The organism is Sphingomonas sp. EU05-FHT14C10, assembly GCF_058790595.1.
On sequence record NZ_JBYTEN010000001.1, the window covers coordinates 165,618 to 190,979 of the forward strand.

The 25,362-nt window shown below is 67.4% G+C and carries 24 protein-coding genes; 6 read left to right on the top strand and 18 right to left on the bottom strand.

The window, feature by feature from the left end:
- The first annotated feature begins 48 nt into the window (after positions 1–48).
- Positions 49–2,103: a ComEC/Rec2 family competence protein gene (locus AC3WT0_RS00765; protein WP_492750640.1), complete on the top strand. Its 2,055-nt coding sequence runs from the start codon at positions 49–51 to the stop codon at positions 2,101–2,103.
- Here the strand turns inward: AC3WT0_RS00765 and lexA are convergent.
- The 10 genes from lexA to AC3WT0_RS00815 all read right to left on the bottom strand — a co-directional run bounded on the left by lexA (position 2,097) and on the right by AC3WT0_RS00815 (position 12,260).
- The gene (gene lexA, locus AC3WT0_RS00770; protein WP_492750641.1) at positions 2,097–2,762 is read right to left on the bottom strand and encodes a transcriptional repressor LexA; all 666 of its coding nucleotides are present in this window, start codon (positions 2,760–2,762) and stop codon (positions 2,097–2,099) included. The two genes, AC3WT0_RS00765 and lexA, sit on opposite strands and share 7 nt — an antisense overlap.
- A gap of 55 nt (positions 2,763–2,817) precedes the next feature.
- Positions 2,818–3,996, bottom strand: a complete 1,179-nt coding sequence (locus AC3WT0_RS00775) for a molybdopterin molybdotransferase MoeA (protein WP_492750642.1) — start codon at positions 3,994–3,996, stop codon at positions 2,818–2,820.
- Entirely contained in the window at positions 3,993–4,463 is a 471-nt protein-coding gene (moaC, locus tag AC3WT0_RS00780) for a cyclic pyranopterin monophosphate synthase MoaC (protein ID WP_492750643.1), read from the bottom strand. Before moaC ends, AC3WT0_RS00775 begins: the two co-directional genes overlap by 4 nt.
- Positions 4,460–5,233, bottom strand: a complete 774-nt coding sequence (gene trpC, locus AC3WT0_RS00785) for an indole-3-glycerol phosphate synthase TrpC (RefSeq protein ID WP_492750645.1) — start codon at positions 5,231–5,233, stop codon at positions 4,460–4,462. Before trpC ends, moaC begins: the two co-directional genes overlap by 4 nt.
- Complete coding sequence (gene trpD / locus AC3WT0_RS00790; RefSeq protein WP_492750647.1) at positions 5,230–6,231, bottom strand: anthranilate phosphoribosyltransferase; 1,002 nt, start codon at positions 6,229–6,231, stop codon at positions 5,230–5,232. Before trpD ends, trpC begins: the two co-directional genes overlap by 4 nt.
- A complete protein-coding gene (locus AC3WT0_RS00795) occupies positions 6,228–6,812 on the bottom strand; it encodes an anthranilate synthase component II (RefSeq protein WP_492750649.1) in 585 nt (194 codons plus the stop codon). The genes trpD and AC3WT0_RS00795 overlap by 4 nt, the downstream gene beginning before the upstream one ends.
- A gap of 109 nt (positions 6,813–6,921) precedes the next feature.
- Positions 6,922–7,692, bottom strand: a complete 771-nt coding sequence (locus AC3WT0_RS00800; protein WP_492750651.1) for an Npun_F0296 family exosortase-dependent surface protein — start codon at positions 7,690–7,692, stop codon at positions 6,922–6,924.
- Positions 7,693–7,903: 211 nt separating this feature from the next.
- Entirely contained in the window at positions 7,904–8,674 is a 771-nt protein-coding gene (locus tag AC3WT0_RS00805) for an Npun_F0296 family exosortase-dependent surface protein (protein WP_492750652.1), read from the bottom strand.
- Between the two features lie 140 nt (positions 8,675–8,814).
- Positions 8,815–10,317 carry an anthranilate synthase component I gene (trpE, locus tag AC3WT0_RS00810; protein WP_492750654.1) on the bottom strand — a complete coding sequence of 501 codons (1,503 nt, stop codon included), beginning with the start codon at positions 10,315–10,317 and terminating at the stop codon, positions 8,815–8,817.
- On the bottom strand, positions 10,314–12,260 hold the full coding sequence (locus AC3WT0_RS00815) for a peptidylprolyl isomerase (RefSeq protein ID WP_492750656.1): 1,947 nt from the start codon (positions 12,258–12,260) through the stop codon (positions 10,314–10,316). Before AC3WT0_RS00815 ends, trpE begins: the two co-directional genes overlap by 4 nt.
- A 143-nt stretch (positions 12,261–12,403) precedes the next feature.
- Here AC3WT0_RS00815 and tpiA point away from each other — a divergent pair, with 143 nt between their 5' ends.
- The 3 genes from tpiA (at position 12,404) to pyrG (ending at position 15,360) form a co-directional block, all read left to right on the top strand.
- Positions 12,404–13,147, top strand: coding sequence for a triose-phosphate isomerase (gene tpiA / locus AC3WT0_RS00820; protein WP_492750658.1), 744 nt, complete (start codon positions 12,404–12,406; stop codon positions 13,145–13,147).
- 56 nt (positions 13,148–13,203) lie between these two features.
- The gene (gene secG / locus AC3WT0_RS00825) at positions 13,204–13,617 is read left to right on the top strand and encodes a preprotein translocase subunit SecG (protein ID WP_492750660.1); all 414 of its coding nucleotides are present in this window, start codon (positions 13,204–13,206) and stop codon (positions 13,615–13,617) included.
- A 111-nt stretch (positions 13,618–13,728) separates the two neighbouring features.
- Complete coding sequence (gene pyrG / locus AC3WT0_RS00830) at positions 13,729–15,360, top strand: CTP synthase (RefSeq protein ID WP_492750661.1); 1,632 nt, start codon at positions 13,729–13,731, stop codon at positions 15,358–15,360.
- 42 nt (positions 15,361–15,402) lie between these two features.
- On the opposite strand, the gene AC3WT0_RS00835 is transcribed toward pyrG, so the two are convergent.
- Together AC3WT0_RS00835 and AC3WT0_RS00840 are read right to left on the bottom strand one after the other, a co-directional pair.
- Entirely contained in the window at positions 15,403–15,627 is a 225-nt protein-coding gene (locus AC3WT0_RS00835) for a hypothetical protein (protein ID WP_492750662.1), read from the bottom strand.
- Between the two features lie 90 nt (positions 15,628–15,717).
- On the bottom strand, positions 15,718–16,179 hold the full coding sequence (locus tag AC3WT0_RS00840; protein WP_492750664.1) for an Hsp20 family protein: 462 nt from the start codon (positions 16,177–16,179) through the stop codon (positions 15,718–15,720).
- Between the two features lie 217 nt (positions 16,180–16,396).
- Between AC3WT0_RS00840 and AC3WT0_RS00845 the strand changes: the two genes are divergently transcribed.
- A complete protein-coding gene (locus AC3WT0_RS00845) occupies positions 16,397–17,671 on the top strand; it encodes an acetyl-CoA C-acyltransferase (protein WP_492750665.1) in 1,275 nt (424 codons plus the stop codon).
- On the opposite strand, the gene AC3WT0_RS00850 is transcribed toward AC3WT0_RS00845, so the two are convergent.
- The 3 genes from AC3WT0_RS00850 to AC3WT0_RS00860 form a co-directional block, all read right to left on the bottom strand.
- Positions 17,672–18,328 (bottom strand): cytochrome b/b6 domain-containing protein, encoded by a 657-nt coding sequence (locus tag AC3WT0_RS00850; RefSeq protein WP_492750667.1) that lies wholly within the window; start codon positions 18,326–18,328, stop codon positions 17,672–17,674.
- Positions 18,329–18,333: 5 nt separating this feature from the next.
- Positions 18,334–18,798 (bottom strand): c-type cytochrome, encoded by a 465-nt coding sequence (locus AC3WT0_RS00855; RefSeq protein WP_492750670.1) that lies wholly within the window; start codon positions 18,796–18,798, stop codon positions 18,334–18,336.
- Between the two features lie 75 nt (positions 18,799–18,873).
- Positions 18,874–19,215, bottom strand: a complete 342-nt coding sequence (locus AC3WT0_RS00860; RefSeq protein ID WP_492750671.1) for a PilZ domain-containing protein — start codon at positions 19,213–19,215, stop codon at positions 18,874–18,876.
- A gap of 242 nt (positions 19,216–19,457) precedes the next feature.
- Between AC3WT0_RS00860 and AC3WT0_RS00865 the strand changes: the two genes are divergently transcribed.
- The gene (locus AC3WT0_RS00865; protein WP_492750672.1) at positions 19,458–22,799 is read left to right on the top strand and encodes a trifunctional glycoside hydrolase family 18/polysaccharide deacetylase/glycosyltransferase family 2 protein; all 3,342 of its coding nucleotides are present in this window, start codon (positions 19,458–19,460) and stop codon (positions 22,797–22,799) included.
- A 4-nt stretch (positions 22,800–22,803) separates the two neighbouring features.
- On the opposite strand, the gene AC3WT0_RS00870 is transcribed toward AC3WT0_RS00865, so the two are convergent.
- The 3 genes from AC3WT0_RS00870 to AC3WT0_RS00880 are packed head-to-tail and all read right to left on the bottom strand — an operon-like array spanning position 22,804 to position 25,296.
- Entirely contained in the window at positions 22,804–24,183 is a 1,380-nt protein-coding gene (locus AC3WT0_RS00870) for a sensor histidine kinase (protein WP_492750673.1), read from the bottom strand.
- Positions 24,183–24,866, bottom strand: a complete 684-nt coding sequence (locus AC3WT0_RS00875; RefSeq protein ID WP_492750674.1) for a winged helix-turn-helix domain-containing protein — start codon at positions 24,864–24,866, stop codon at positions 24,183–24,185. Before AC3WT0_RS00875 ends, AC3WT0_RS00870 begins: the two co-directional genes overlap by 1 nt.
- A complete protein-coding gene (locus AC3WT0_RS00880; RefSeq protein WP_492750675.1) occupies positions 24,856–25,296 on the bottom strand; it encodes a PDZ domain-containing protein in 441 nt (146 codons plus the stop codon). Before AC3WT0_RS00880 ends, AC3WT0_RS00875 begins: the two co-directional genes overlap by 11 nt.
- Positions 25,297–25,362 lie beyond the last annotated feature (66 nt).

Sequence of the window (25,362 nt, forward strand, 5' to 3'; positions counted from 1 at the left end):
CCGGCCCGACAAACGGGGGAGAAAATCAGCCTTTTCCGTAGCGTCTCGATGCTGAAACAACGATTCGAACACTGGGCGGAGGCGGAGCGCGACCAGTTGCCCTTGTGGATTCCCGTGGCTTTGGCCGCGGGAATCGGGGCGTGGTTCATATTGCCCGGGAAGTCGGCATGGGGAGCCTTCATTCTCGCGGCGCTCGTGCTGGCGGCGCTGGGCTTCGTCCTGCGCGGTTCGCGCGCGCGGCAGATGCTTCTGGTCGGCGGCGCGACGCTCGCGGCCGGATGCCTGCTGATCTGGGCGCGCGCGGACTGGGTCGCAGCCCCGGTGCTCGACCGGCCCGGAGTCGTGAGCATCAGCGGGCGCATAGAGCAGGTGCAGGAACTGGCCGCGCGCGATGCGGTGCGCGTGCTGCTCCGCCCCGTAAATGCGCCGACGCTGCCATTCCGCATCCGCGTGAACCTTCCCGCGTCCGATGCGCCGACCGATCTGGCGACCGGGGACATGATCCGTCTGAACGCACGACTGATGCCGCCGCCGCCCTCAGCACTTCCCGGCGCCTATGATTTCGCGCTTGCCGCCTGGTTCCAGCGCATCGGAGCGACAGGGCGATCGTTCGGCCCAGTCGAACGCATCGGCGCGTCGCCCGCCCACGGCCCCGGACTGCGCGAACGGCTTTCGGCGCATATACGCGCGCAGTTGAAAGGCGGAGAGGGGGCGATCGCCGCCGCGCTGGCGACGGGCGATCAGGGCGCTATGCCCGAGGCCGATGCGGAGGCGATGCGCCGATCGGGGCTGGCGCATCTCCTGTCGGTCAGCGGGCTCCACATCACCGCCGTCGTCGGCTTCGCGATGATCGCGACGCTCAAGCTGCTGGCGCTGAGCGAGACGCTGGCGCTGCGCGCCCCGTTGCTGTTGATCGCGGCAGGGGCGGGCGCGCTGGCCGGCATCGGCTATACGCTGCTCACCGGTGCCGAAGTGCCGACGATCCGGTCATGCGTCGCGGCCTTGCTGGTGCTCGGCGGTCTGGCGCTGGGGCGTGAGGCGATGACGCTGCGCCTCGTCGCGGCGGGGGCGATCATCGTGCTGCTCTTCTGGCCCGAAAGCCTGGTCGGCGCGAGCTTCCAGCTGAGTTTCGCGGCAGTGACGGCGATCGTTGCCTTCCACGAATCACGCCTAGCCCAGGCGTGGTTCGCCCGGCGCGAGGAAGGTACGCTGGCACGCGGCGCGCGTATGGTCGCGTCGCTGCTGCTCACCGGCTTCGTGGTCGAAATTGCGCTCGCGCCGATCGCCTTGTTCCACTTCCACAAGCAGGGGCTCTACGGCGCGCTCGCCAACATCGTCGCGATTCCTTTGACCACCTTCGTCATCATGCCGGTCGAGGCGCTTGCGCTGCTCTTCGACGCCGTGGGGTTCGGCGCGCCCTTCTGGTGGTTGGCGGGGAAGGCGCTCGCGCTTCTGCTCGCCGTCGCCCATCATGTCGCGGACGCGCCCGGCGCCATCGCCATGCTGCCTTCGGTCCCGCGCGGCGCTTTCGGCCTCATGGTCGCGGGCGGGCTGTGGATCATGCTGTGGAAAAGCCGGGTGAGAAGCTGGGGATTGGCACCGCTCGCTGCGGGTGCGGCCTGGGCGATCGCAACCCCGCCACCCGATCTGCTGGTGACCGGCGACGGACGCCATGTCGCGATCCGAACACAGGCGGGCGCCGTCTCGCTGCTCCGCCCGCGCACCGGCGACTATATGCGCGACCTGCTGGCCGAATCCGCCGGACTGGACGGCGAGCCCGATCTGCTCGATGCGCTGCCCGATGCGCGGTGCAGCAGGGATGCCTGCATCGTCCGCCTTGATCGAGGCGGGCGCCAATGGCGTATCCTCGCGCTGCGCAGTTCCTACCTGCTACCTTATCGGGCGTTCATCGCGGCCTGCGGCGATGCCGACATCGTGATCAGCGACCGGCGCTTGCCTGCCGGCTGCAAGCCGCGCTGGCTGAAGCTCGATCGCCCCTTCCTTGCGCAAAGCGGCGGCCTGTCCATCGCGCTCGCCAGCGGACGGATCGTCAGTGTCGCCAGCCTCGCCGGCGATCATCCCTGGGTGCGTGCGCGTCAGTAGCGACGCAGCAAGCCCGCCAGATGCCCCTGTACGCGCACCTGATCGGGGCGATAGCGCTGCGGATCATAGGCGCGGTTGGCCGGATCGAGCCGCACCATCGCGCCTTCGCGACGGAAATATTTGAGCGTCGCTTCGCTCTCGTCGACGAGCGCGACGACGATCTGCCCGTCGCGGGCGCTGTCGGCGCGGCGGATGAGCGCATAATCGCCGTCGAGAATGCCCGCCTCGACCATCGAGTCACCCGAAACCTCGAGCGCATAATGCTCGCCCGAGCCCAGCAGAGCCGCCGGCACCGACAACATCTCGCGCCCTTCGAGCGCCTCGATCGGCATACCCGCCGCGATGCGGCCGTGGAGCGGAATCTCGAGAATATCGTTCGCCGCCATCGGCACCGCAGCCTTGGGCAGATTGGCAGGCGGCCTGATCGGCGTGGCTGCGCCGCCGCGCTCGGGCATGCGGATCACTTCGAGCGCGCGCGCGCGATTGGGCAGGCGGCGGATATAGCCGCGCTCGACCAGCGCGTTGATCAACCGGTGAACCCCGGACTTGGATTTGAGGTCGAGCGCTTCCTTCATTTCCTCGAACGAAGGCGACACCCCGTCGTCGGCCAGACGATCGTGGATGAAGCAGACCAGTTCATGTTGCTTGCGCGTCAGCATCGCTCAGTCTCCGCCGGAACGAACGGAGAACGTGTAGGCAACGCCGCGCGTTCCGTCAAGCGATAGCGATATAGTCCACCCGTTCCCCCGCGCCGAGCGGCGGCGCAGCGGCGGCACGCACGATCAGCGCGTCGGCCGAGGCGAGGATTCCAAGCAGGGCGCTGTCGCGGCTGAGGATCGGTTCGATCCGTCCGTCGACAAAGCGCGCGCGCAGATATTCGGCGCGCGGGCCGCCGGCCGGAAGCGCGCTGCCAAGGATCGCAGTGCGCAGCCCGGGCTGCGGATCGGCCGCACCGCCCAGCCGCGCGACGAGCGGCAGCAGGAACAGCATCGCCGTGACGAACGCCGACACCGGATTGCCGGGCAGGCCGAGGCAGACCGTCGTGCCGATCTGGCCGGCAAGCAGCGGCTTGCCCGGCCGCATCGCGATCCGCCAGAAATCGATCTCGGCGCCCGCCGCCGCCAGCGCCGGCTTCACGAGGTCATGATCGCCCACCGAAGCGCCGCCGATCGTGACGAGGATATCCGCGCGCGTCGCCAGTTCGGCAAACGCCGTCGCCAGCGCATCCAGATCGTCGCGCACGATGCGCATGTCGACAATCTCGACCGGCCATCCGTCCAGCAGGGCAGCCAGCATCGGGCCGTTAGAATTGGGCAGTCCTGCATCGCCCGGCGCGCCTGGTTCGACCAGTTCGTCGCCCGTCGAGACGATGGCCACGCGCACCCGCCGGCGAACGGCGATATCGCCATGGCCGCCCAATGCCGCCAGGCCGATACGCGCGGGATTCAACCGCTCGCCCGCCGCGATCAAGCTCGTGCCGACTGCGAAATCGGATCCTGCGCGGCGGATATTGGCGCCGACACGCGGCGGTCCCTCGCCATCGAGGCGCAGAATGTCGCCGTCGCGCGCGGCTTCCTCCTGCACCATCACGGTGTCGGCGCCGTCGGGGATCGGCGCGCCGGTGAAGATACGCGCAGCCTCGCCCGGCGCGAGCGCGGGAAGAGCCGCGCCACCCGCCGCCGCTTCGCCGACCACGCGCCACGGCCCGGGCAACTCGGCATGGCGGATCGCATAACCGTCCATCGCCGACAGATCGGCAACGGGCTGGGTGCGGAGCGCTGGGACGGTTTCGGCCGCCCAGCGCCCGGCGGCGGCCAGCAGCGGCAGCCGCTCGATGCCAACGGGCTCGGCAAGCGCGAGCAGGCGCGCCTGCGCCTCGGCGACGCTGATCATGCGCGCATCCAGTCGCCCGATTTGCCCCCGCGCTTGGCGGCGAGCTGGACAGGGCCGATCACCATCGCGCGGTCGATCGCCTTCGCCATGTCGTAGATGGTCAGCAGCGCGACGGATGCGGCGGTGAGCGCTTCCATCTCCACGCCGGTCTGTCCGCTCGTCCGCGCAGTGGCGGTGACGGCGACGCCGCCGTCGCCGGGGGTCAGTTCAATCGAGACCGAGGAAAGCGGAATGGGGTGGCAAAGGGGGATGAGATCGCTCGTCCGCTTCGCCGCCATGATCCCCGCGACGCGCGCGACCGCAAGCACATCGCCTTTCCTGGCGCTGCCGTCGCGGATGGCGGCGAGCGCTTCCGCGTTCATCGCGATATGCCCGGTGGCGATTGCCTCGCGCGCGGTCACGTCCTTGCCCGACACGTCGACCATGTGCGCCGCGCCCTCGGCGTCGAGATGGGTGAGACGGCTCATCGCGCGAGCAACGCCCGCGTCGCGGCCGCGACGTCCTCCTGCCGCATCAGCGATTCGCCGACGAGGAAGCAGTTGATGCCATGATCGGATAGCCGGCGCAGATCGGCGGGGGTGAAGATCCCGCTTTCGCCGACCAATGTGCAGCCGGCGGGGGCAAGCGCGGCAAGGCGCTCGCTCGTCGCCAGATCGACCGCGAAGGTCTTGAGGTTGCGGTTGTTGACGCCGATCAGCCGCGACTTGAGCGCAAGCGCGCGGTCCAGCTCGGCTTCGTCATGCACTTCGACCAGAACGTCCATGTCTTCGTCGATCGCCGCCGCCTCGATCTCGGCCATGGCGCCGTCGTCAAGCGCCGCCACGATGATCAGGATCGCATCCGCGCCCAGCGCGCGCGCTTCCCCCACCTGCCAGGGATCGACCATGAAGTCCTTGCGCAGGCAGGGCAGGGAGACGGCGGCGCGCGCGGCGACCAGATAGTCGTCATGCCCCATGAAATAAGGCTCGTCGGTCAGCACCGACAGGCACGCGGCACCCCCCGCTTCATAGGCGCGGGCATGCGTCGGCGGGTCGAAATCGGCGCGGATCAGGCCCCTGGACGGGCTTGCCTTCTTGATCTCGGCGATCAGCCCGAAGCCTCCCGCTGTAACCTTCGCTTCGAGGGCGGCGCGAAATCCGCGCGGCGGCGTGGGGGCAGGGCGATCGATACCCGCTGCCTTCTGCCGGGCGACATGATCGCGTTTGGTGGCGACGATCTCGGTGAGCTTGTCGGTCATTCGCAGGTCGCGATCCAGCAATCGAGCAGCGCTTTGGCAAGCCCGCGGTCAATGGCTTCGGCGGCTTCCTCGACACCTTCGGAAAGCGTCGCGGCATGCCCCGCGACGACCAGCGCGGCCGCGCTGTTGAGCAGCACGGCATCGCGATAGGCGCCCGGCTCGCCGATCAGCAGCGCGCGAAGCGCCGCCGCGTTGAACGCCGCATCGCCGCCCCGGATCGCGTCGAGCGGATGGCGGGGGAGCCCGGCATCCTCGGGCACGACGCGATCGTCGCCTTGCCCGCAGGCGCCGATGCGGATCGCGCGGCTCGGCCCCGCGATCGAGAGTTCGTCGAGATTTTCCTCGCCCGCCACGATCATCGCCGCTTCGGCGCCCAGCAGCTCCAGCGCGCCCGCAACCGTCGGCAGATAATCCACCCGCGCGACGCCGATCAGCTGGCGCGTGACGCGCGCCGGGCTGGCCAGCGGCCCGATCAGGTTGAAGATCGTCCTGCGCCCGATCGACCGACGCACGGCGGCAAGCCGACCCAGCACCGGATGATGCGCCTGTGCGAACAGGAAGGCGATGCCGATGTCGCCGAGCGTGGATTCCGCAAGCGCCGAAGCGCGGTCGAGATCGAGGCCCAGCGCTTCGAGCGTGTCCGCCGCGCCCGCCTTGGACGAAGCAGCGCGATTGCCGTGCTTCGCCACCGGCACCCCGCACGCCGCGACGACGATCGCGACCGCAGTCGAGATGTTGAGGCTGTGCGCCCCGTCGCCGCCCGTGCCGCACACGTCGATCGCGCCCGCCGGGGCCGTCACCGGGATCATTCGTGCCCGCAACGCGCGCGCGGCGGCGGCAATCTCTATGCTCGTCTCGTCGCGCTCGGTCAGTCCGGTCAGGAAGCGCGCAATCTCGGTATCCGATGCGCGCCCTTCGAAAATATCGTCGAACGCCGCCGCCGCCGTCGCCTCGTCGAGCGGCGCGGCCGTATCGGGGAGGACGGCGATCAGCGTCATGCCCGTTCCGCCACCGCGATGCCCGCGATCTTCAGGAAGTTGGCGAGCATATCGTGGCCATGCTCGGTCGCGATGCTTTCGGGGTGGAACTGGACGCTGTGGATCGGCAGGCTTTCGTGGCGGAAGCCCATCACGTTGCCGTCGGGCGCGGTCGCATTGACGACGAGCGAGGGCGGGATGTCCTCGACGATCAGCGAATGATAGCGCGTGGCGGTGAACGGCGAGGGGAGGCCGGCAAACAGCCCGGTGCCGTCATGCTCCACCGGCGAGGTCTTGCCGTGCATCAGCCCACCGCGCACCACGCGCCCGCCGAAATGCTGGCCGATCGCCTGATGGCCCAGGCACACGCCGAGCAAGGGCCGCTTCGCATCGGCTGCGGCCGCGACGAGATCGAGCGAGATGCCTGCTTCGTTCGGCGTGCACGGCCCCGGCGAGATCAGGAATGCCTCGGCGCCCGAGGACAGCGCCTGCCCCGCCGAGATCGCATCGTTGCGCACGACCTCGACCTCGGCCCCAAGCTCCATCAGATAATGGACGAGGTTCCAGGTGAAGCTGTCATAATTGTCGATGACGAGGATCATGGCGCTGCCTTAGCGCCGGGGCTCGCCGCTTGGCAAACCTTGCGCACGTCGCAGACGCGGAAACGCCGCCATCCTTGCGGACGGCGGCGCTCCGACGAAATGCTTTCGGTCAGGCGAGCGCGGCGGTGGCGCGCGAACGGCGGCGCGAAGCCATGCCGATCATGCCGAAGCCGGCGATCAGCATCGCCCAGGTCGCGGGTTCGGGAACGCCCGGAACGGGGTTGCCGCCCTGCTGCGTCCACCAGCCGACGGTGTGGTTGTCCGATTCGTAGCCGGCGCCGGAATTGGTCTGGCGGAAGACGATCTGATCGAAGCCGCCGACCTGCTTGTAGAAGTTGACGAACACATAGGGCTCGCCGCTGTTCTGGCCGGTGTTCGGGTTGCCGTAATAGGCCCCGCCGGTGCCAACCAGCGCCTTCACGTCGGTGGGGGTGAAGGTGCCGAGCAGAGTGCCGTGATCGTAGAATTCGAGCACGTTGCCTGCGTCGAGCGCCGACAGCCAGAAGCCGAAATAGTTGATCGGCTGGCCGTCATTGCCACCCAGCGTCAGCGTGTAGCTGTTGTTGCCATAGCCGAGGCCCGCGACCGCATAGTCGCCGGTGCCGCCCGCGCCGCCATACTGGTCGGCCGCAAGCACCTTGAGCGAGCTGTAGGTGCCGGTGATCGGGCTGCCGCCGAAGGTGGTGGCATAGCTGGTGTAGTTGCCCGGCGTCAGGTTGTTGAAGGTCTCGACGCCATAGGCGTCGAAAGTGGCCGAGGTGTTCTGCTGAACGCCCGGCGCTTCGATGGTGACGTTGAAACCGGCCGGAAGCGCGGCATTCGCGCCCGCGCCGACCGAAAGCGCGGCAGCCGCCGCGAGGAACTGGATACCCTTACGCATACTGAAACTACTCCCCAAAAAACGTTACGCCGCCATCATAAGCAGGATGCGGGCCAACCGGCCTCTGAGGCCGCTTTATGCGCCGCGAGGACGGGCATCCATTAAACAACTGTAAAGGATATCGACGCCTGGACGGCTACATATCGACAGCCGCGGATAGGGAAACGCCGCCATCCTCGCGGACGGCGGCGTTCCGACGAAAGGCTCTCGATCAGGCGGTGGCGGTGGTGACGCGCGCACGGCGGCGCGTGGCCATGCCGATCATGCCGAAACCGGCGATCAGCATCGCCCAGGTCGACGGTTCGGGAATGCCCGGAACCGGATTGCCGCCCTGATCCTTCCACCAGCCCACGGTGTGGTTGTCCGACTCATAGCCGGCGCCCGGATCGGTCTGGCGGAAGATGATCTGGTCGAAACCGCCGCTCAGCTTGTAGAAATTGACGAACACATAGGGTTGCCCGCCATTCTGCCCATTGTTCGGGTTGCCGAAATAGGGGCCGCTATTGCCGACGAGCGCGAGAACGTCGGTGGGCGTGAAGGTGCCCAGCAGCGTGCCCTGGTCGTAGAATTCGAGCACATTGCCCGCGTCGAGCGCCGACAGCCAGAAGCCGAAATAGTTGATCGGCTGGCCGTCATTGCCACCCAGCGTCAGCGTGTAGCTGTTGTTGCCATAGCCGAGGCCCGCGACCGCATAGTCGCCGGTGCCGCCCGCGCCGCCATACTGGTCGGCCGCAAGCACCTTGAGCGAGCTGTAGGTGCCGGTGATCGGGCTGCCGCCGAAATCGGTGGTGTAGGTGGCGTAATTGCCCGGCGTCAGATTGTTGAAGGTCTCGATGCCATAGGCGTCGAACGTGGCCGAGGTGTTCTGCTGAACGCCCGGCGCTTCGATCGTCACGTTGAAGCCGGCCGGAAGCGCGGCATTGGCGGCCACACCGGCCGAAAGCACGGCGCCAGCCGCAAGAATCTGGATAAAACGTCGCATTCCCAAACACTCCCCCAAGGATGCTCATCCTCCATCCGAACAGGATGGCGGTTCAAACGGGCTGGTTTGCGACCTTTTATGCGGCGGAATTAGTCAGTCGTTAGAATGTTGTAAAGTATATGGAAGGCGTCTTTGTCCCATTATTGGCCAAATCTTGCCTCGCCGGCGCGCGCCACCGCTTCGCGCGCGGCGGCGAACAGCGCGCCGGCCTTGGCCTCGCACTCGCGCTGTTCGGCGGCAGGGTCGCTATCGGCGACGATGCCCGCGCCTGCCTGCACATGCATCATGCCGTCCTTCACCACCGCGGTACGCAGGACGATGCACGAATCCATCGATCCATCGGGCGAGAAATAGCCGACGCCCCCGGCATAGGCGCCGCGCGTTTCGGGCTCCAGCTCGGCGATGATCTCGCAGGCGCGGACCTTGGGCGCGCCGCTCACCGTACCCGCCGGGAAGCCCGCAAACAGAGCGTCGAGCGAATCCTTGCCCGGCGCGATCCGGCCGACGACGTTCGAGACGATGTGCATGACATGGCTGTAGAACTCGATCGTATAGCTGTCGGTCACGCGCACACTGCCCGCCGCCGCGACGCGGCCGACATCGTTGCGCCCCAGATCGAGCAGCATCAGATGCTCGGCGCGCTCCTTGGGGTCGGCGAGCAGGCTGTCGCGATTGGCGACGTCCTCCGCCGCGGTCTTGCCGCGCGGCCTTGTTCCCGCGATCGGGCGGATCGTCACTTCGCCGTCGCGCGCGCGGACGAGGATTTCGGGCGAACTGCCGATCAGCGCAAAGCCCGGCAGGTCGAGGAAATAGAGGAAAGGCGAGGGATTGATGCGTCTGAGCGACCGGTAGAGGTCGAAGGGCGGCAAGGTGAAGGGCGTGGTGAAACGCTGGGCCAGCACCACCTGGAAGATGTCGCCGGCCTCGATATAGGCCTTGGCCGCCGCGACCATCTCGCCATAGCGCCCGGGCGCGAGCATCGGCGCGGGCACGACAGCGGGTAGCGACGCCTCGCGGCGCACCACAGGCACTGCGCCGGCCAGCCGGGCGCCCGCAGCCTCGATGCGCTCGACGGCGCCGGCGATCGCCGCGTCGGGATCGGCGGCGCCCCACAAGGGCGCGATCAGGAACAGTTCGTCCGTCAGCCTATCGAAGACGAGGATCAGCGTCGGCCGCACGAACAGCATGTCGGGCAAGTCGAGCGGATTGGGCGCGGGGCGGGGCAGCCGCTCGACAAGGCCGACCGTCTCATAGCCGAAATAGCCGACAAGGCAGGCGAGCGCGCGCGGCAGCTCGGGCGGCAGATCCATCCTGCATTCCGCAACGAGCGCGCGGAGCGATTCGAGCGCGCCCTTGCCGGTCGGCACGAAGGCTTCGCGGTCATGCGCCCAGTCGCGATTGATCGCCGCCGCGTCTCCCTCGGCGCGGAACACCAGATCGGGGGCGAGGCCGAGCAGGCTGTGCCGCCCGCGCGTCTGACCGCCCTCGACCGATTCGAGCACATAATCGCCGCGTCCCGGCTCGATCAGCTTGAGCGCCGCCGAAACGGCGGTCTCGGTGTCGGCGATCAGCCGGCGCCAGACGATCGCCGGCTTGCCCGAAGCCAGCGCGGCCCGGGCGGCTGCATCATCGCCGCCCGTCACTGCTGGCCCTGGACGCCACCGATAAGGTCGCGCTTCAGCTTGTCGATCGCGGCCGGATTGCGCGTCGCCTTGGTCTCGGCACGAACGGCCGCGACGAACTGCTGCGCATATTCGTCGGCGATCACGCTCGACAACTGCATCTCCGTGGCGCTCAGCAGATCGGGCCGGCCGCGCGCATCGCCCGGCGTCACCTTGTCGAGATAGACGATATACCAGCCGGTGCGGTCGGGCGCTTCGAGCACCTTCGCCTTATGCTCGGGGATCGAGAAGAGCAGCGCCATCTCGGGCTTGGGGCGCGTGCCCTGCTGCAGCATCTCCTGACGACGGCCGCCGAAGGGCGCCGGCGCGGGAAGCGGCGCGCCGGCTCCGGCAATCGCCTGCGCAAAGGGCGTGCCGCCGTTGAGCTTGGCGGCGACGGCATCGGCGATCTTGCGCCCGGCGTCGAGCGCACGATCGGTCAGCATGTCCTTCAGCACCCTGTCGCGGATGCTCGCGAGCGCCGGGGGGGCAGCGGGCGTGATCGCGTCGAGGTCGACGAGAACGAAGCTCTGGTTGGCGACGACCTGCTCGACCGTGGGATCGTCGTCGACTTCGGATGCGAAGCCCGACTTGGCGGCGACCACGACCTCGGGTGCGATCGGCGCGGTCGGCGCATCGGGATCGACACCGCCGACGAACAGCGGCTTGGTCTTCTGCGCGGCCAGGTGGTTGGCCTGCGCCACCTCGTCGAAGGTCGAACCGTCCGAAATCGCATCCTCGATCTTGGCGATCGCGTCGGACAGCAGCTGGTTGCCCTTTTCGGCCTTGAGCGCATCGACGATCTCGGTGCGCGCCTGTTCCAGCGTCTTGCCCGGCTTGCCTTCGATCGCATCGACGCGGACGATGTGCCAGCCCAGCGCCGATTTGGCCGGGGGCAGCAGCTGGCCCGCCGGTGCCGTGAAGACGGCGTCGGCGAAGGCCGGGGTGCTGGCGGTGGCGAAACCCTGCCTGGTCTGCTTGTCGAGCGTCGCGGCTTCGTAGCCGGCGGCCTTGGCGGCCACTTCCAGCGAGGCGCCACCCGCGACGGCGGCGGCGATCTTCTTCGCGGTCGCCTCGTCGGGCGCGATGACCTGGCTCAGCTTGCGCGTCTCGCTCGCGGCGTATTTCGCCTCGTTATCCTTGTAGTATTTAGCGATCTCGGCGTCGGTCGGCGCTGCCGCCGCACCCAGCGCATCGCGCGAGATGAGCGCGTAGCGCACCGTGCGCCGCTCGGGGATCGAATAGCGCGCCGCGTTGCGCTGGAAATAGGCGCTCAGCTCGGCGTCGGTCGGCGCCGCGCCGGTGTTGATCGCGGATACGGGCACGAAGCCCAGATGCCCCTCGCGCGTCTCAAGCAGCATCGAGGCGTAGGGCAGGGCGACGCCTGCCGGCGCGCGCGTCGCGCCAGTGACGGGCAACAGCAGCTGCGTGGCCAGCACGTCGCGATCGATTTCCTGGCGGAACTGCTTCTCGGTCATGCGCTGCTGCGCGAGAAACTGGTTGATCATCGCGCGATCGACGGTTCCGTTGAAGGTCTTGAACTGCTGGATGCTCGCGATCTGCCCGTCCTCGAGCCGGCGGCTGACCATCATGCCCTGCGCCTTGGCGAACTGCTGCATCGCGACGCCGCCGACATATTGGTCGAGGATCTGCTCCACGCCGCCATCGGAGACGAGCTGCTGCATCGTCAGCTGCGGATCACGCTGCTTCGCCTGTTCGAGCTGACGCTGCACGCGCGTCCACATCTCGTTCGCGCCGACCTTCTCGCGGCCGACCGTCGCGACCGTCGCGCCGTCCGCACCCGCGTTAAGCCCCAAACTATTATAGTCAGTGATCACGAAACCGGCCGCGATCGCGACGAGGAACAGGCCGACGATGGCGAGGCCCATTTTCGAATTGGTCAGCCGGCGGAAGAAGGGAAGCATGCGTTGTCCGTCACTGCGTCAGAAAGAGCGACGCTTTACGGGGGAGCGCGAGCCGCATCAAGGCGGGAGCGATGCCCTTCACATTTAGCGCGCGAAAGACCAGAAGGCGCCGACAAGATAAACGAGTCTTTTGGGGGAAGACGTTGCGCAAGCTGATCGCCGGAAACTGGAAGATGAACGGCGCTCGCGCCGCGCTGGGCGAGATCGACCTGATAAGCCGGGCGGCAAGCGCTGCGCCGGGCGTCGACGTCGCCATCTGTCCGCCTTTCACGCTGATCGCCCCGGCAACCGGGCGCGGCGTCGCGATCGGCGCGCAGGATGTCCATCAGGCGCAAAGCGGCGCGCACACCGGCTGTATCTCGGCCGCGATGCTGATCGAAGCCGGCGCCGAACTCGCCATCGTCGGCCATAGCGAGCGCCGCGCCGACCAGCACGAGACCGATGCCGAAGTCCGCGCCAAGGCGAGCGCGGCGATCGCCGCCGGGCTGACCGCGATCGTCTGCGTCGGCGAGACCGAGGCCGAGCGCGATGCGGGTCGCGCGGTCGCGGTCGTCGAGGCGCAGCTTTCGGGATCGCTGCCGGCAGAAGCCGGGTGTCTCGTCGTCGCCTATGAACCGGTCTGGGCGATCGGCACCGGCCGCACGCCGTCGGTCGCCGACGTTGCCGAAATGCACGCCGCGATCCGCAAGGTGCTCGTCGCGCTCTACGGCGGAGAAGGGGAAGGAGTTCGCATCCTCTATGGCGGGTCGGTGAAACCTTCCAACGCGGCCGAACTGCTCGCCGTCGCCAATGTCGACGGGGCGCTGGTCGGCGGTGCGAGCCTTAAGGCCGCGGACTTCGCGCCGATTATCGCCGCAGCGGTTGAACAGCAGCCCCCGAGTCGCTAAGTCGCCGCCAACCGGCGCCGGGCGCCCCTTCCAATTCACGCGGAATCGAGAAGCCGATGTTCACTTTCCTCCTTGTCGTGCAGGCGATCATCGCCGCCTTTCTGGTCGGCGTCATCCTTGTCCAGCGCTCCGAAGGGGGCGGGCTCGGGACGGGCGGCAGCCCCGCCGGCCTGATGTCGGCGCGCGGCGCATCGAACTTCCTGACGCGCGCGACCGCCATTCTTGCGACCGCCTTCATCCTGCTGAGCATCGGTCTGGCCTTCCTCGCCGCGCGCGAGCACCGCACCGGCGATATCGACACCAGCCTTGCCAAGCAGGGTGCGCCGACCGAGCAGTCGGCTCCCGCGCCGGCCCAGGCACCGCCCAGCGACGATCCGCTCGCTGCCGCCGCGCAGCAGGCCGGAACCGCGCCTTCGGCCCCGGCCACCCCGGCTCCGGCCACGCCTTCGCCCGCGCCCACCACGCGCTGATCCGTTAACTCAAGCATAAAGGGCCTGGCCGCCCTTGCCCGATATTTTTGGGCGCCGAAGAGATTCGCGCGCTTGTCGTCGGGTATGGTTCGCGGCTAGGCAGTAGTTCCCATGGCGCGGTTCATTTTCATCACCGGCGGCGTGGTCTCCTCGCTTGGCAAGGGTCTCATGGCGGCATCGCTTGCCGCTCTCCTCCAGGCGCGTGGCTATCGGGTCCGCATTCGCAAGTTCGATCCCTATCTGAACGTCGATCCGGGGACGATGAGTCCCTATCAGCATGGCGAAGTCTATGTGACCGACGACGGGGCGGAGACCGATCTCGATCTCGGCCATTATGAGCGCTTTACCGGCGTTCCGAGCCGGCAGAGCGACAACGTCACCTCTGGCCGCATCTACCAGACGATCATCCAGCGCGAGCGGCGCGGCGACTATCTGGGTGCGACGGTGCAGGTCATCCCGCACGTCACCGATGCAATCAAGGCTTTCGCGCAGGCCGATACCGAGGACCTCGATTTCGTCCTCTGCGAGATCGGCGGCACGGTGGGCGACATCGAATCGCTGCCCTTCATCGAGGCGATCCGCCAGCTCCGCAACGATATCGGGCGCGAGAACAGCGTTTTCGTCCATGTGACGCTGGTGCCCTACATCGCCGCCGCCGGCGAACTGAAGACCAAGCCGACGCAGCACAGCGTGCGCGAACTGACCTCGCTCGGCATCCAGCCCGACGTGCTCGTCTGCCGCTGCGAACAGCCTTTGCCCGAGGGCGAGCGCGCCAAGATCGCGCTGTTCTGCAATGTCCGCAAGGAAGCCGTCATCCCCGCGCTCGATGCCAAGAGCATCTACGCGGTGCCCGAGGCCTATCATGCCGAGGGTCTCGACAAGGAAGTGCTCCGCGCCTTCGGGATCGAGGTCGACGGCAGCCCCAACCTTTCGCGCTGGAGCGAGATCGTCGATCGCCTGACCAACCCGGAAGGCGAAGTGACGATCGGCGTGGTCGGCAAATATGTCGGCCTGCCCGATGCCTATAAGTCGCTTCACGAAGCGCTGGTCCATGGCGGCATCGCCAATCGGGTGAAGGTCAACGTCAAATGGCTCGACGCCGAGCTGTTCGAGCAGGAAGACCAGATCGCCGCGCAACTCGAGCCGATGAATGCCATTCTCGTGCCCGGCGGCTTCGGTGAGCGCGGGTCCGAGGGCAAGATCGCCAGCGTGCGCTTCGCGCGTGAGCGCGACGTGCCGTTCCTCGGCATCTGCCTCGGCATGCAGATGGCCTGCATCGAAGGCGCGCGGAACACCGCGGGGATCGGCGATGCCTCGACCACCGAGTTCGGCCCGACCGACGAGCCCGTCGTCGGCCTGATCACCGAATGGATGTCGAAGGAAGGCCTGCAGAAGCGCGAGGCCAACGGCGATCTGGGCGGCACGATGCGCCTCGGCGCCTATCCGGCGAAGCTGGCGGGCAACAGCGTCGTCCACTCGATCTACGGCGCCGACGATATCAGCGAGCGCCATCGCCATCGCTATGAGGTCAACCTCAAATATCGCGATGCGCTGGAGAAGGGCGGGCTGGTCTTCTCGGGCATGTCGCCCGACGGCACGCTGCCCGAAATCGTCGAGCGCCCGGACCATAGCTGGTTCGTCGGCGTGCAGTTCCACCCGGAACTCAAGTCCAAGCCCTTCGATCCGCACCCGCTGTTCGCGAGCTTCATCGAAGCGGCGGTCAAGCAGTCGCGACTGGTCTGATCCTACCCAAGTGCTCCGGCGAAAGCTCGAGCATTTGGACGATTATTGTCCCAGCGTCGCCAGCTTGTTCAGCGCGTCTTCCTGTTCGGGGGTAAGCTGGGTAGCGGCCATGTTCGCCGCCTGATCGCCGTCGTCAGGCTTGTCGGTGGTAGCCGAGGGAACGGCGACTTCCATCGCGAACCAGATAATCCCCGCCGCCCAGATGAGCGCCATCCACCGGCTGCGGAAGATCGTGCGGGATCGCATCGGGATCATGCACGCGATCATGCGCCATCCGGGTTGGCGAAAGGTAAATAAAAGGGGCGGCCGGGCATGCGTCCGGTCGCCCCGTCATTCAGGCCGTTGAAAAGCGGCTGATCAGGCGGCGTCGCGACGATCGTCGACATGGTCGACGGTCGCGGTTTCGCTGCCGATCGCGATCTTCTGCGGCTTCATCGCCTCGGGCACTTCGCGCACCAGATCGATGGTCAGCAGCCCGTCGGCCAGGTCGGCGCCGGTCACGCGAATGAAATCGGCCAGCTCGAAGCGACGCTCGAAGCTGCGGTTGGCGATGCCGACATGCAGGAATTTCGAGCGATCCTGCGACGCCTGATCCTTGCTGCCCTTCACGAGCAGCAAATTCTGCTGGGCAACGATCTCGATCTCGTCGCGCTTGAAGCCGGCGACGGCGATCGTGACACGGTAGCGGTCCTCGCCAAGGCGCTCGAGGTCGAAGGGCGGATAATTGTCGGCCTGGCCGCGATTATTCTCGAGCAGGTCGAACAGGCGATCGAAGCCCACGGTCGAGCGGCGATAAGGGGTGAAATCAAAGGCACGCATGGTCAAATTCTCCAATGAGCAAAATGACATTTCCAATCAGCGACCCGGAACCGGCATCGCCGTGCAACGACCCCGAACGGCAATCGTCACGCCCTGGAATCTGGTCTAGGCTTCGGGAGTTTCAAGGGGACGCGCGGCGCATTTCTGCGGACGGGCAGCCTCTTGTTATCTGATGATTGTCATACCATCTTCGATCGACCAATCAGGAGATTGCCCCATGCCTCGCCCCAATGCCCGCTTCGCCCAGCCCGTCTATATCGCCAGCGGTCTGCGGACGCCCTTCGGGCGCGGCGGCGGCGCGCTGGCCGATCATGATGCGATCAGCCTTTCGGTTCCGCTCGCCAAGGCGATGGCCGACATAGCTCGCCCCGATTTCGCCGTGTGGGGCACGGTGATCCCCAGCCTGGGCTGGAGCAATATCGCGCGCGAGATCTGGCTCGATGCGAAACTCGACCCGACCGTGCCGTCCTTCTCCGCCGTGCTCGCCTGCGCGACGAGCATCGTCGCTGCGTTCGCCGCCGGCGGGATGCTGGGCGGCGATGCCGATCTTGCGCTCGTCGGCGGTGCGGAAGTGATGAGCAACCCGCCCATCGGGCTGAAGCTCGAAGCGTCGAAGCGCATCACCAAGCTCTTCCGCCAGAACCCGGCCGAAGCCTTCGCGGCGCTCAAGGCGCTCGGCCCCGACGATCTGACGCTGCCGGTCAAGGGCTGGGCCAACCGCATCACCGGCCGCACCATGGGCGATCATATGGAGGAAACCGCGCAGCAGTGGGGAATCACGCGCGCCTCGCAGGATGACTGGGCGCTGAAAAGCCACCAGCGCGCGGTCGCGGGCTGGGAAAGCGGTTTCTTCGCCGATCTCGTCCTGCCGCTTCCCGAGCTCCAGCGCGACGCCAATCCCCGCGCCGACACCTCGGCCGAAAAGCTCGCCTCGCTCCAGCCAGCCTTCGACAAGAGCGGCAAGGGCACGCTGACCGCGGGCAACAGTTCGCCGATCACCGATGGCGCCGCCGCTGTCTGGGTTGCGACTGCGGCAGGGCTGCAGAAGCTGCCGGCCGGAACGCACAACGCCGAGCTTGTCGATTTCGAGATCACTGCCGTCGATCATCATGTCGACGGGCTGCTAATGGCGCCCAGCTTCGCCATTCCGCGCCTGCTCGCGCGGCACGGCCTCAAATATGCCGATGTCGCGCTGTGGGAAATCCACGAGGCGTTCGCGGCGCAGGTGCTTGCCAATGTCGCCGCGCTCGAGAAACCGGGCTGGACGCAGGATCGGGCGGGCGTTGATTTCGATTTCGGCCCGTTCGACTGGAGCCGCGTCAATCCCAATGGCGGATCGGTCGCGATCGGCCATCCCTTCGCGGCGACCGGCGCGCGCGACCTCAGCCAGGCGGTCAAGGAACTGGCGGCGCTGCCGGGCGGGTCCTGGGCGATCGTCAGCGTCTGCGCCGATGGCGGCCACGGCGCGGTCGCGCTGCTCCGGAAACCCTGATCAGGTCCCGAAGATACGAATAAAGGTGGAGACCGCCGCGATGCTGATGAGCAGCAGCAGCGGCGCGCCCCACCAGCGCGGGCGGGCCGCTGTGGCTTCGCGGCTGCCGCCCGCGATCATCGGGCCGACCAGATTGTGTCGTTTGTAGACGAGGTAGAAGAGAATCGCGCCGACATGGAGCGCGATCAGCGCGAGGATCAGGTTGAACACCAGCTCGTGATATTCGGCGATCTGCCGGCTCGTCTCGAAATCGACGAGATAGGAGAGGGGGCCTGATTCGAGCCCGTCGAGATCGGTGGTGAACAGGCCAAGCCCAATCTGGACGGCGAGCAGTGCGAGCATCGCAACCACGCTCCACGCGCCAAGCGGATTATGCCCCGGATCGGCCGGCGCCGAACGATCGAACATCTTCGTCCGCAGATAGGCGAAGGTCGGCCCCGGACCTTTGACAAACCGGGAGAATCGCGCGGTATCGCTGCCGAACACCCCCCACAGCAGGCGGAAGATCAGCAGCAGGGCAATCGTGTAGCCGGCCTTGCGATGCCATTCGAGATTGCCCGTCTCGGCCAGATACCAGGCCGTCGGGATCAGGATGACCAGCGCCCAGTGGAACAGCCTGACCGGCCAGTCCCAGATCGGCGAGCGGTCGCGCGCCACCTGGCTCAGCCGGCCTTGCCGCGGAACTTGTCGTGGCAGGCCTTGCAGGCGCCGCCGACCTGCGGGATCTGAGCCTTCACCGCGTCGATGCTCCCGCTCGCCGCCGCCTGCTGCAGCTTGGCGGTCTCGGTGACGAGCTTGACCTGCAGCGTCTTGAATTCGGCATTCTGAGCCCAGACGAGCGGCAGCGCGCCGGTCTTCACCTTGTCCGGCCCGGTGCCGGCGGGAAAGAGCGTCGTCAGCGTCTTGGCCTGCGCATTCATGTTCGCAGCCGGCGCCGCGAGGGCCTTCGCATCGGTCGCCCCGCCCTTCACCGCATCGTTGATCGCCTTGAACGATCCGCCCATCGATTTGAAGGCAGCCACGCGCTGCGCAACAATGTCGGCCGGCCCCGCAGCAATCGCCGGCACGGTGATCGCGATCGCCGCGACGATCGCCGCGCGCGAGATGGTGGACAAGCGATAACGCATGGGACCCTCCGAATCTGATTCGGCGGGCAGGTTAGTATCTGAAATCGGCATGGAACAGAGGCGAGTGCTGCGCAGTCAGCCGCAATTCGCGGCGACCCTCTCGAACACGGCGATATGCAACGGCGTCTCGAACCGGCATCCGGTGACGACGCCGTCGCTCCACGTCACGCTCGCGGCCAGCGGGGCGAGCCCGGGCAGGCTCAACCACACACGGTCGCCGACATGGAGATGCGATACGAACTCGGTCCGGAAACCCATGGTCGACAAGTCGCGCAATCGAGTCGACACCGGCTTGTCGCCGCTCAGGCGCAGCTTGACCTCGATAGACAACGAGACGCGGCGCTCGTCGCGCCCGTCTCCGCCGCTGCCATAAGGTGGCGTTCCGTCCATCCGCATCGTCTCCGATCGCCTGATCATGCCATGCGTTTCGGCGAAAATCACGCATGACACGCAAGTATAGTTCCAAAGGCGGTTGGTCGGGGTTATGGCCACCTTACAGATGTTTCATGGTTCGGTCATCGCCGGACCACCGACCGGGGGCTAGGGGAAGGTTCGTCGGACCTGTCTCCTCCAGTCGGTTCGAACGACGCGGAACGGCACCCGGCGCCCCCGTTACCGGGTGCCGTTCCGCGCTACGGGGCTCAGGACCAAACAGGGCCATGACCAGGCCAATCTTCTTCGACGCCAGCGGCAAAAGACGCAAATGGATGCTGCGCGCGATCTTCGCGCTGCTGCTCGTCATCGCGGGTGCAGCCGTCGTGCTCGGCGCTAGCATCGTCGCGGTGCCGGTGCCCGATCCCTTGCCCCTGCGCATGGAACGCCCGCAGCCGCGCCCGCTACCGGCCCAGATCGCCAAGATCCGCCATAGCCTGTCGCGCGGCGTGAAGGATGCCGAGCGCAAGCTCGGCTGGCTCCCCAAGACCCCGGCGCCGCGCGGAGCGGACAACCCCATCGTTTCGGCCTTCTACGTGCCGTGGGACGATGGCAGCCGCGCCTCGCTCCAGCGCAACGTCAAGCAGCTCGACTGGGTGATCCCCGGGCTGTCGACGGTCACCGGGCCGAACCATGATTTCCGCTATCGCCATGACCCGATCTTCACGCGCATCGTGAACAGCCAGATGCAGCGCCCGAAGGTGCTGCCGATGCTGCAGAATGCGGCCGACGGCGGTTGGGACGGCAAGGGAGCGGCCGCGATGTTCGCCGACCCCGCGGCGCGCAAGAAGGTGCTCGATCAGACGGCGCAGATGCTTGCCGCCGAGCATGCGGCGGGCGTCGTCTTCGACTTCGAGGATCTGCCCGCGAACGCGCATCGCAACTATCAGCGCTTCCTGTCCGAAGCACGCGCGCGCTTCAATCCGCAGGGGCTGCTCGTCACCGCGACCGTACCCGTCGGCGATCCCGACTGGAACCTCGCAGCCTATGCGCGCGTCGCCGACCGGCTGTTCGTCATGAACTATGACGAACATTATATGGGCGGAGAGCCCGGCCCGATCGCATCGCAGCCCTGGTTCGTCGAGCAGCTCCGCGCCTCGGTGAAGGCGATAGGACCGGCCAAGGCGATCATGGCGATCGGCAGCTATGCCTATGACTGGCACGGCGAGGTCGATGCGCTGTCGGTCGAGGAGGCCTGGCTCGCGGCACATGACAGCGACGCGGCGATCAAGTTCGATCAGGCGAGCGGGAACGCGACCTTCTCCTACGAAGAAGGCGGCGTCGCCCATCATGTCTGGATCCTCGACGCGGCATCGGCGTGGAACCAGCTCCGCGCAACGCACATGGCCGGCGTCGGCGGCATCTCGCTCTGGCGCCTCGGCAGCGAGGATCCGGGCATCTGGCCGGTGCTCGCTGCCTACGGCAAGGCGCAGGTGCCGAACATCTCGGACGTAGTTCCCGTCGGCAATGTCGATGTCGAGGGCAATGGCGAGATCCTGCACATCGACAGCGTCCCGACCGACGGCAAGCGCGCGATCACCGTCGATTCGCGCGGGCTGATCAGCGACGAGGTCTTCTCGAAGCTGCCGACGCCCTATGTCGTCCGCCGCACCGGCTATATCCCCGGCAAGATCGCGCTGACCTTCGATGACGGCCCCGATGCCGACTGGACGCCGAAGATCCTCGACATCCTCAAGCAGAAGGGCGTGCCGGGCACATTTTTCGTCATCGGCGAGAACGCCATGGCGCACCCGGCGCTGCTCAACCGTATCATCAGCGAAGGCAATGAAGTCGGCAGCCACAGCTACACGCACCCCAATCTCGCGCTCGAATCGGCGCGCGGGACGCGGATCGAGCTCAACGCGACGCAACGCCTGATCCAAGCCTATACCGGACGTTCGGTTCGGCTGTTCCGCGCGCCCTATTTCGGCGACGCCGAGCCGACGACCGCCGACGAACTGGTACCGGCATGGCTGGCGCAGCAGGCGGGCTATGTGAATGTCGGCCTGCATGTGGACAGCGAGGACTGGCAGCGGCCCGGCGTCGACGCGATCATCAACAACGCGGTCAGCGGCGTCGAGGCAGGCGACGAGGAACGGTCTGGCCAGATCGTCCTGCTCCACGACGGCGGCGGCGACCGATCCGAAACCATCGATGCGCTGCCGAAGATCATCGATCAGCTCAAGGCGCGCGGCTACCAGTTCGTCACGGTGTCCGAGCTGGCCGGGCTCACGCCCCAGCAGGCGATGCCGCCCGTCGCTGGCGCCGATCTGGTCGCGGTGCGCGCCGACGTCGGCATCTTCCTCGTCATCGCCGGCCTGCTCTGGCTGCTCAAATGGCTGTTCTTCGTCGCGATCACGCTCGGCATCGGCCGTGCCGTGCTGATCGCGGCACTCGCCGTTCGCTCCAACGCCAAGGCCAATCGCCCGATGCCCCCGGCGATCGATCCCGACCGCTTCGTCTCGGTGATCATCCCGGCGTTCAACGAGGCCCGCGTGATCGAGGCGTCGGTCAACCGCGTCCTCGCCAGCACCGATGTGAAGCTCGAGGTCATCGTCGTCGACGACGGATCGACCGACGGCACCAGCGACATCGTCTCAAAGGCCTTCTCCGCCGATCCGCGCGTGCGCCTGCTCACGCTGCAGAACGGTGGCAAGGCGCATGCGCTCAACCAGGCGCTGAAGCTCGCCAATGGCGACATCATCGTCGCGCTCGATGCCGATACCCAGTTCGAGCCAGAGACGATCGCGCGCCTCGCGCGCTGGTTCGCCGACGACCGGATCGGCGCCGTCGCGGGCAATGCCAAGGTCGGCAATCGCATCAATCTCGCCACGCGCTGGCAATCGGTCGAATATGTCACCGCGCAGAACCTCGAACGGCGCGCGCTCGACCGCTTCGACGCGATCACCGTCGTCCCCGGCGCGGTCGGCGCGTGGCGGCGCAAGGCGCTCGACGATGTCGGCGGCTATCCGGTCGATACACTCGCCGAGGATCAGGATCTGACCATCGCGATCCAGCGCAAGGGCTGGCTCGTCAGCTACGATGTCGATGCCGTCGCCTGGACCGAAGCGCCAGAAACGCTGCGCGCGCTCGCCAAGCAGCGCTTCCGCTGGGCGTTCGGCACGCTCCAGTGCCTGTGGAAGCACCGCTCGATCCTGCGCACGCGCAAGCCCGCCGGCCTCGCGCTCGTCGGCATCCCGCAGGCGTGGCTGTTCCAGATCGTCTTCGCGCTCATCTCGCCGGTCATCGATCTGGCGCTGGTGACGAGCGCGATCTCGACGGCGATCAAAGTCAACCAGCATGGCTGGGCGCAAACCCATTCGGATCTGCTGCGCATGGCGGTCTACTGGCTGGCCTTCACCGCGATCGACGTGGTCTGCGGGTGGATCGCCTACCGGCTGGAGCCACGCGAGAAGCGCTTCCCCGTCGGCCTGCTGCTCGCCCAGCGCTTCGTCTACCGCCAACTCATGTATTCGGTCGTGATCCGCGCGGTCGGCGCGGCGATGAGCGGTCCGTGGGTCGGCTGGGGCAAGCTGGAGCGCAGCGGCAAGGTCGCCGCGCAGCAATAGCCGGTCAGGCCGCGTCTACCTCGGCAGGGATGGACAGCACGACGCGCAGGCCGGGGCGGTTATCCTCCAGCGCGATCTTGCCTTCATGAAGCCGCGCGACTGCCCCGACGAGCGCGAGCCCAAGCCCCGCACCGCCGATATGGCGCGCGGCGTCGAGCCTGCCGAAGCGACGGAGCGCCTCGGCATGCCGCTCGGGCGGGATGCCGGGGCCGTCGTCGGCGACGATGATTTCCGCCCATGGCCCTTCGCGGCGCGCGAGCAACTGGATGCGCCCGCCGCCATATTTGAGCGCATTGTCGACGAGATTGGCGATCGCCTGGCCCGTCAACTCGCGGTGGACGGGCAGGGTGAGCGCGCCCGAAGCCTGCGTCTCGATCGAGAAACCGCGCTCCTCGGCCAGCGGACCGTACATCTCGCCGATATCGCTCACCATCTCGCCCAGATCGGTCGTCGTGAAGCGATCGCGCCCGATCCCGGCCTCGGCGCGGCTGATCTGGAGCGCAGTGCCCAGCATGGCGAGCAGCGTGTCCGCTTCCGCCTGTGCCGCAGGGAGCAGGCCCTGCTCATCCTTGTCGCCAATCTCGTCGATGGCACGATCGAGCCGCGCCTTGAGACGGGTCAGGGGAGAGCGAAGATCATGCGCCAGCCCGTCGGTGATGATCCTGAGCTCGCCGACCAGCGCCTCGATCCGCTCGAGCATCGCGTTGATCGACAGGCCCAGCGTCTCGAAGGCGTCCCCGCTCCCGTCGGGCGCCACGCGCTGCGACAGATCGCCTTCGCTGACCGCGCGCGCCGTCTGGTTGATCCGCTGCAGCCGCCCGCTGATCGTGCGTGCGGCGATCGCCGCGCCGACCAGCGCCAGCGGCAAGGCGAGCAGCAGCGCGCTCAGCATCGCACCTTCGAGGATGCGGTTGAGCCGCAGGCTGTTCTCGATCACATGCCCGGCCAACAGCCGCGTTCCATCGGGCAACTGCGTCGCGACGAGCCCCATCTGTTCGGGCTTGTCGCGATCCACGCGGTAGAGGTTGATGATCCGCCACTGCGCGTCGCCGGGGACGGGCGGGGGCCAGGCCCCCAGATTGCCGATGATCGGCGACCCGTCGGCACGCGCGAACAGCAGCACCGTCTCGTCCTTGTCCGAGGCCGCCAGCCGCGCACGGATCGTCGCTTCCAGCGCGGCGGCGCCGCCTTGCGCATAGGTGGAGCGCAGGTCGTCGCGCAGCTCGATCGCCAGCGCGCGCGTCGTCCCGATCAGCTCGTCCTGCGTCAGCTGGCGCACGGCGAGCATGATCAGTCCCGCCGCGACGAGCTGGAGCGCGAACACCAGCGCGGCGAAGCGGAATGTGGCCGAGTGGATGAGCGGCGGCAGGCGAAGCCCCGCCATCAGTCGCCGACGCCGAGCCTGTAGCCTGCGCCGCGCACGGTATGGAGAAGCGGCCGCGCAAAGCCCTCGTCGAGCTTCTTGCGCAGCCGGCTGACATGCACGTCGATCACGTTGGTGCCCGGATCGAAATGATAATCCCACACGCCTTCGAGCAGCATCGTGCGCGTCACCACCTGCTCCTTGTGGCGCAGCAAATATTCGAGCAGGCGGAACTCACGCGGCTGCAGGTCGATCGGCTGCCCTGCGCGGCGGACCTTGCGGGCGAGCAGGTCCATCTCGAGATCGTCGCAGGCCAGCTTGGTTTCCGGCGCGGCGCCCGATCCGCGCCGCAGCAGCAACCGCAGCCGCGCCAGCAGCTCGGCAAAGGCGAAGGGCTTGGTCAGATAGTCGTCAGACCCCGCCGTCAGCCCGCCGACGCGATCGTCGACCGAGGCGAGCGCCGACAGGATGATCACCGGCGTCTCGACCTTGGCGGCGCGGATCGCGGCGAGCACGGCCATCCCGTCCATGCCGGGCAGCATCCTGTCGAGGATGATCGCGTCATAGGCGCCGTCGATGGCGTGGAACAGACCGTCGCGGCCGTTGTGCGTGACGTCGACGGTGAAGCTCTCTTCGCTCAGCCCCTTGGCGATATAGGCGGCGGTCGATTCGTCGTCCTCGACCAGCAATATCTTATGAGCCATTCGCTCCTCCCGCGGCACGGCGATCAAGCCGCATGTCGAGCGGATGATCGCCGCGACGCAGGTGAAGCGTCAACACCATGTTTCGATCGTCGGCAAGCGCGCGGGCCAGTTCGTCGACCGTCGCGACCGAACGACCGTCGATGCCCTCGATCAGATCGCCCACGCGAAGCCCCTCGCGCGCCGCCGCCGCGCCCGATCGCAGGCTGGTGACGAGCAGCGCCTGACCGTCATGATTGACGGGGTCGGGCGTCGCTTCGACGGTGACGTCGGGCAGGGCGAGGCGGGGCTTGCCCGTATGGAGCAGATCGGGCCGCGCGATGAGCACCCATGCGGCGGGCAGGCAGCAGACGAGCAGTGCCAGCAGGGCCCACGCGACCGTGCGCGCGCATATCGTCCCCCGAAGCTGCCGGGGGGACTTTCTGCCGTCCATTTCGCTGTCATTCGCCCGGCTTGCCATGCGGTTGACATAGCCAGGTCAGCCTGACACCCGAATGAG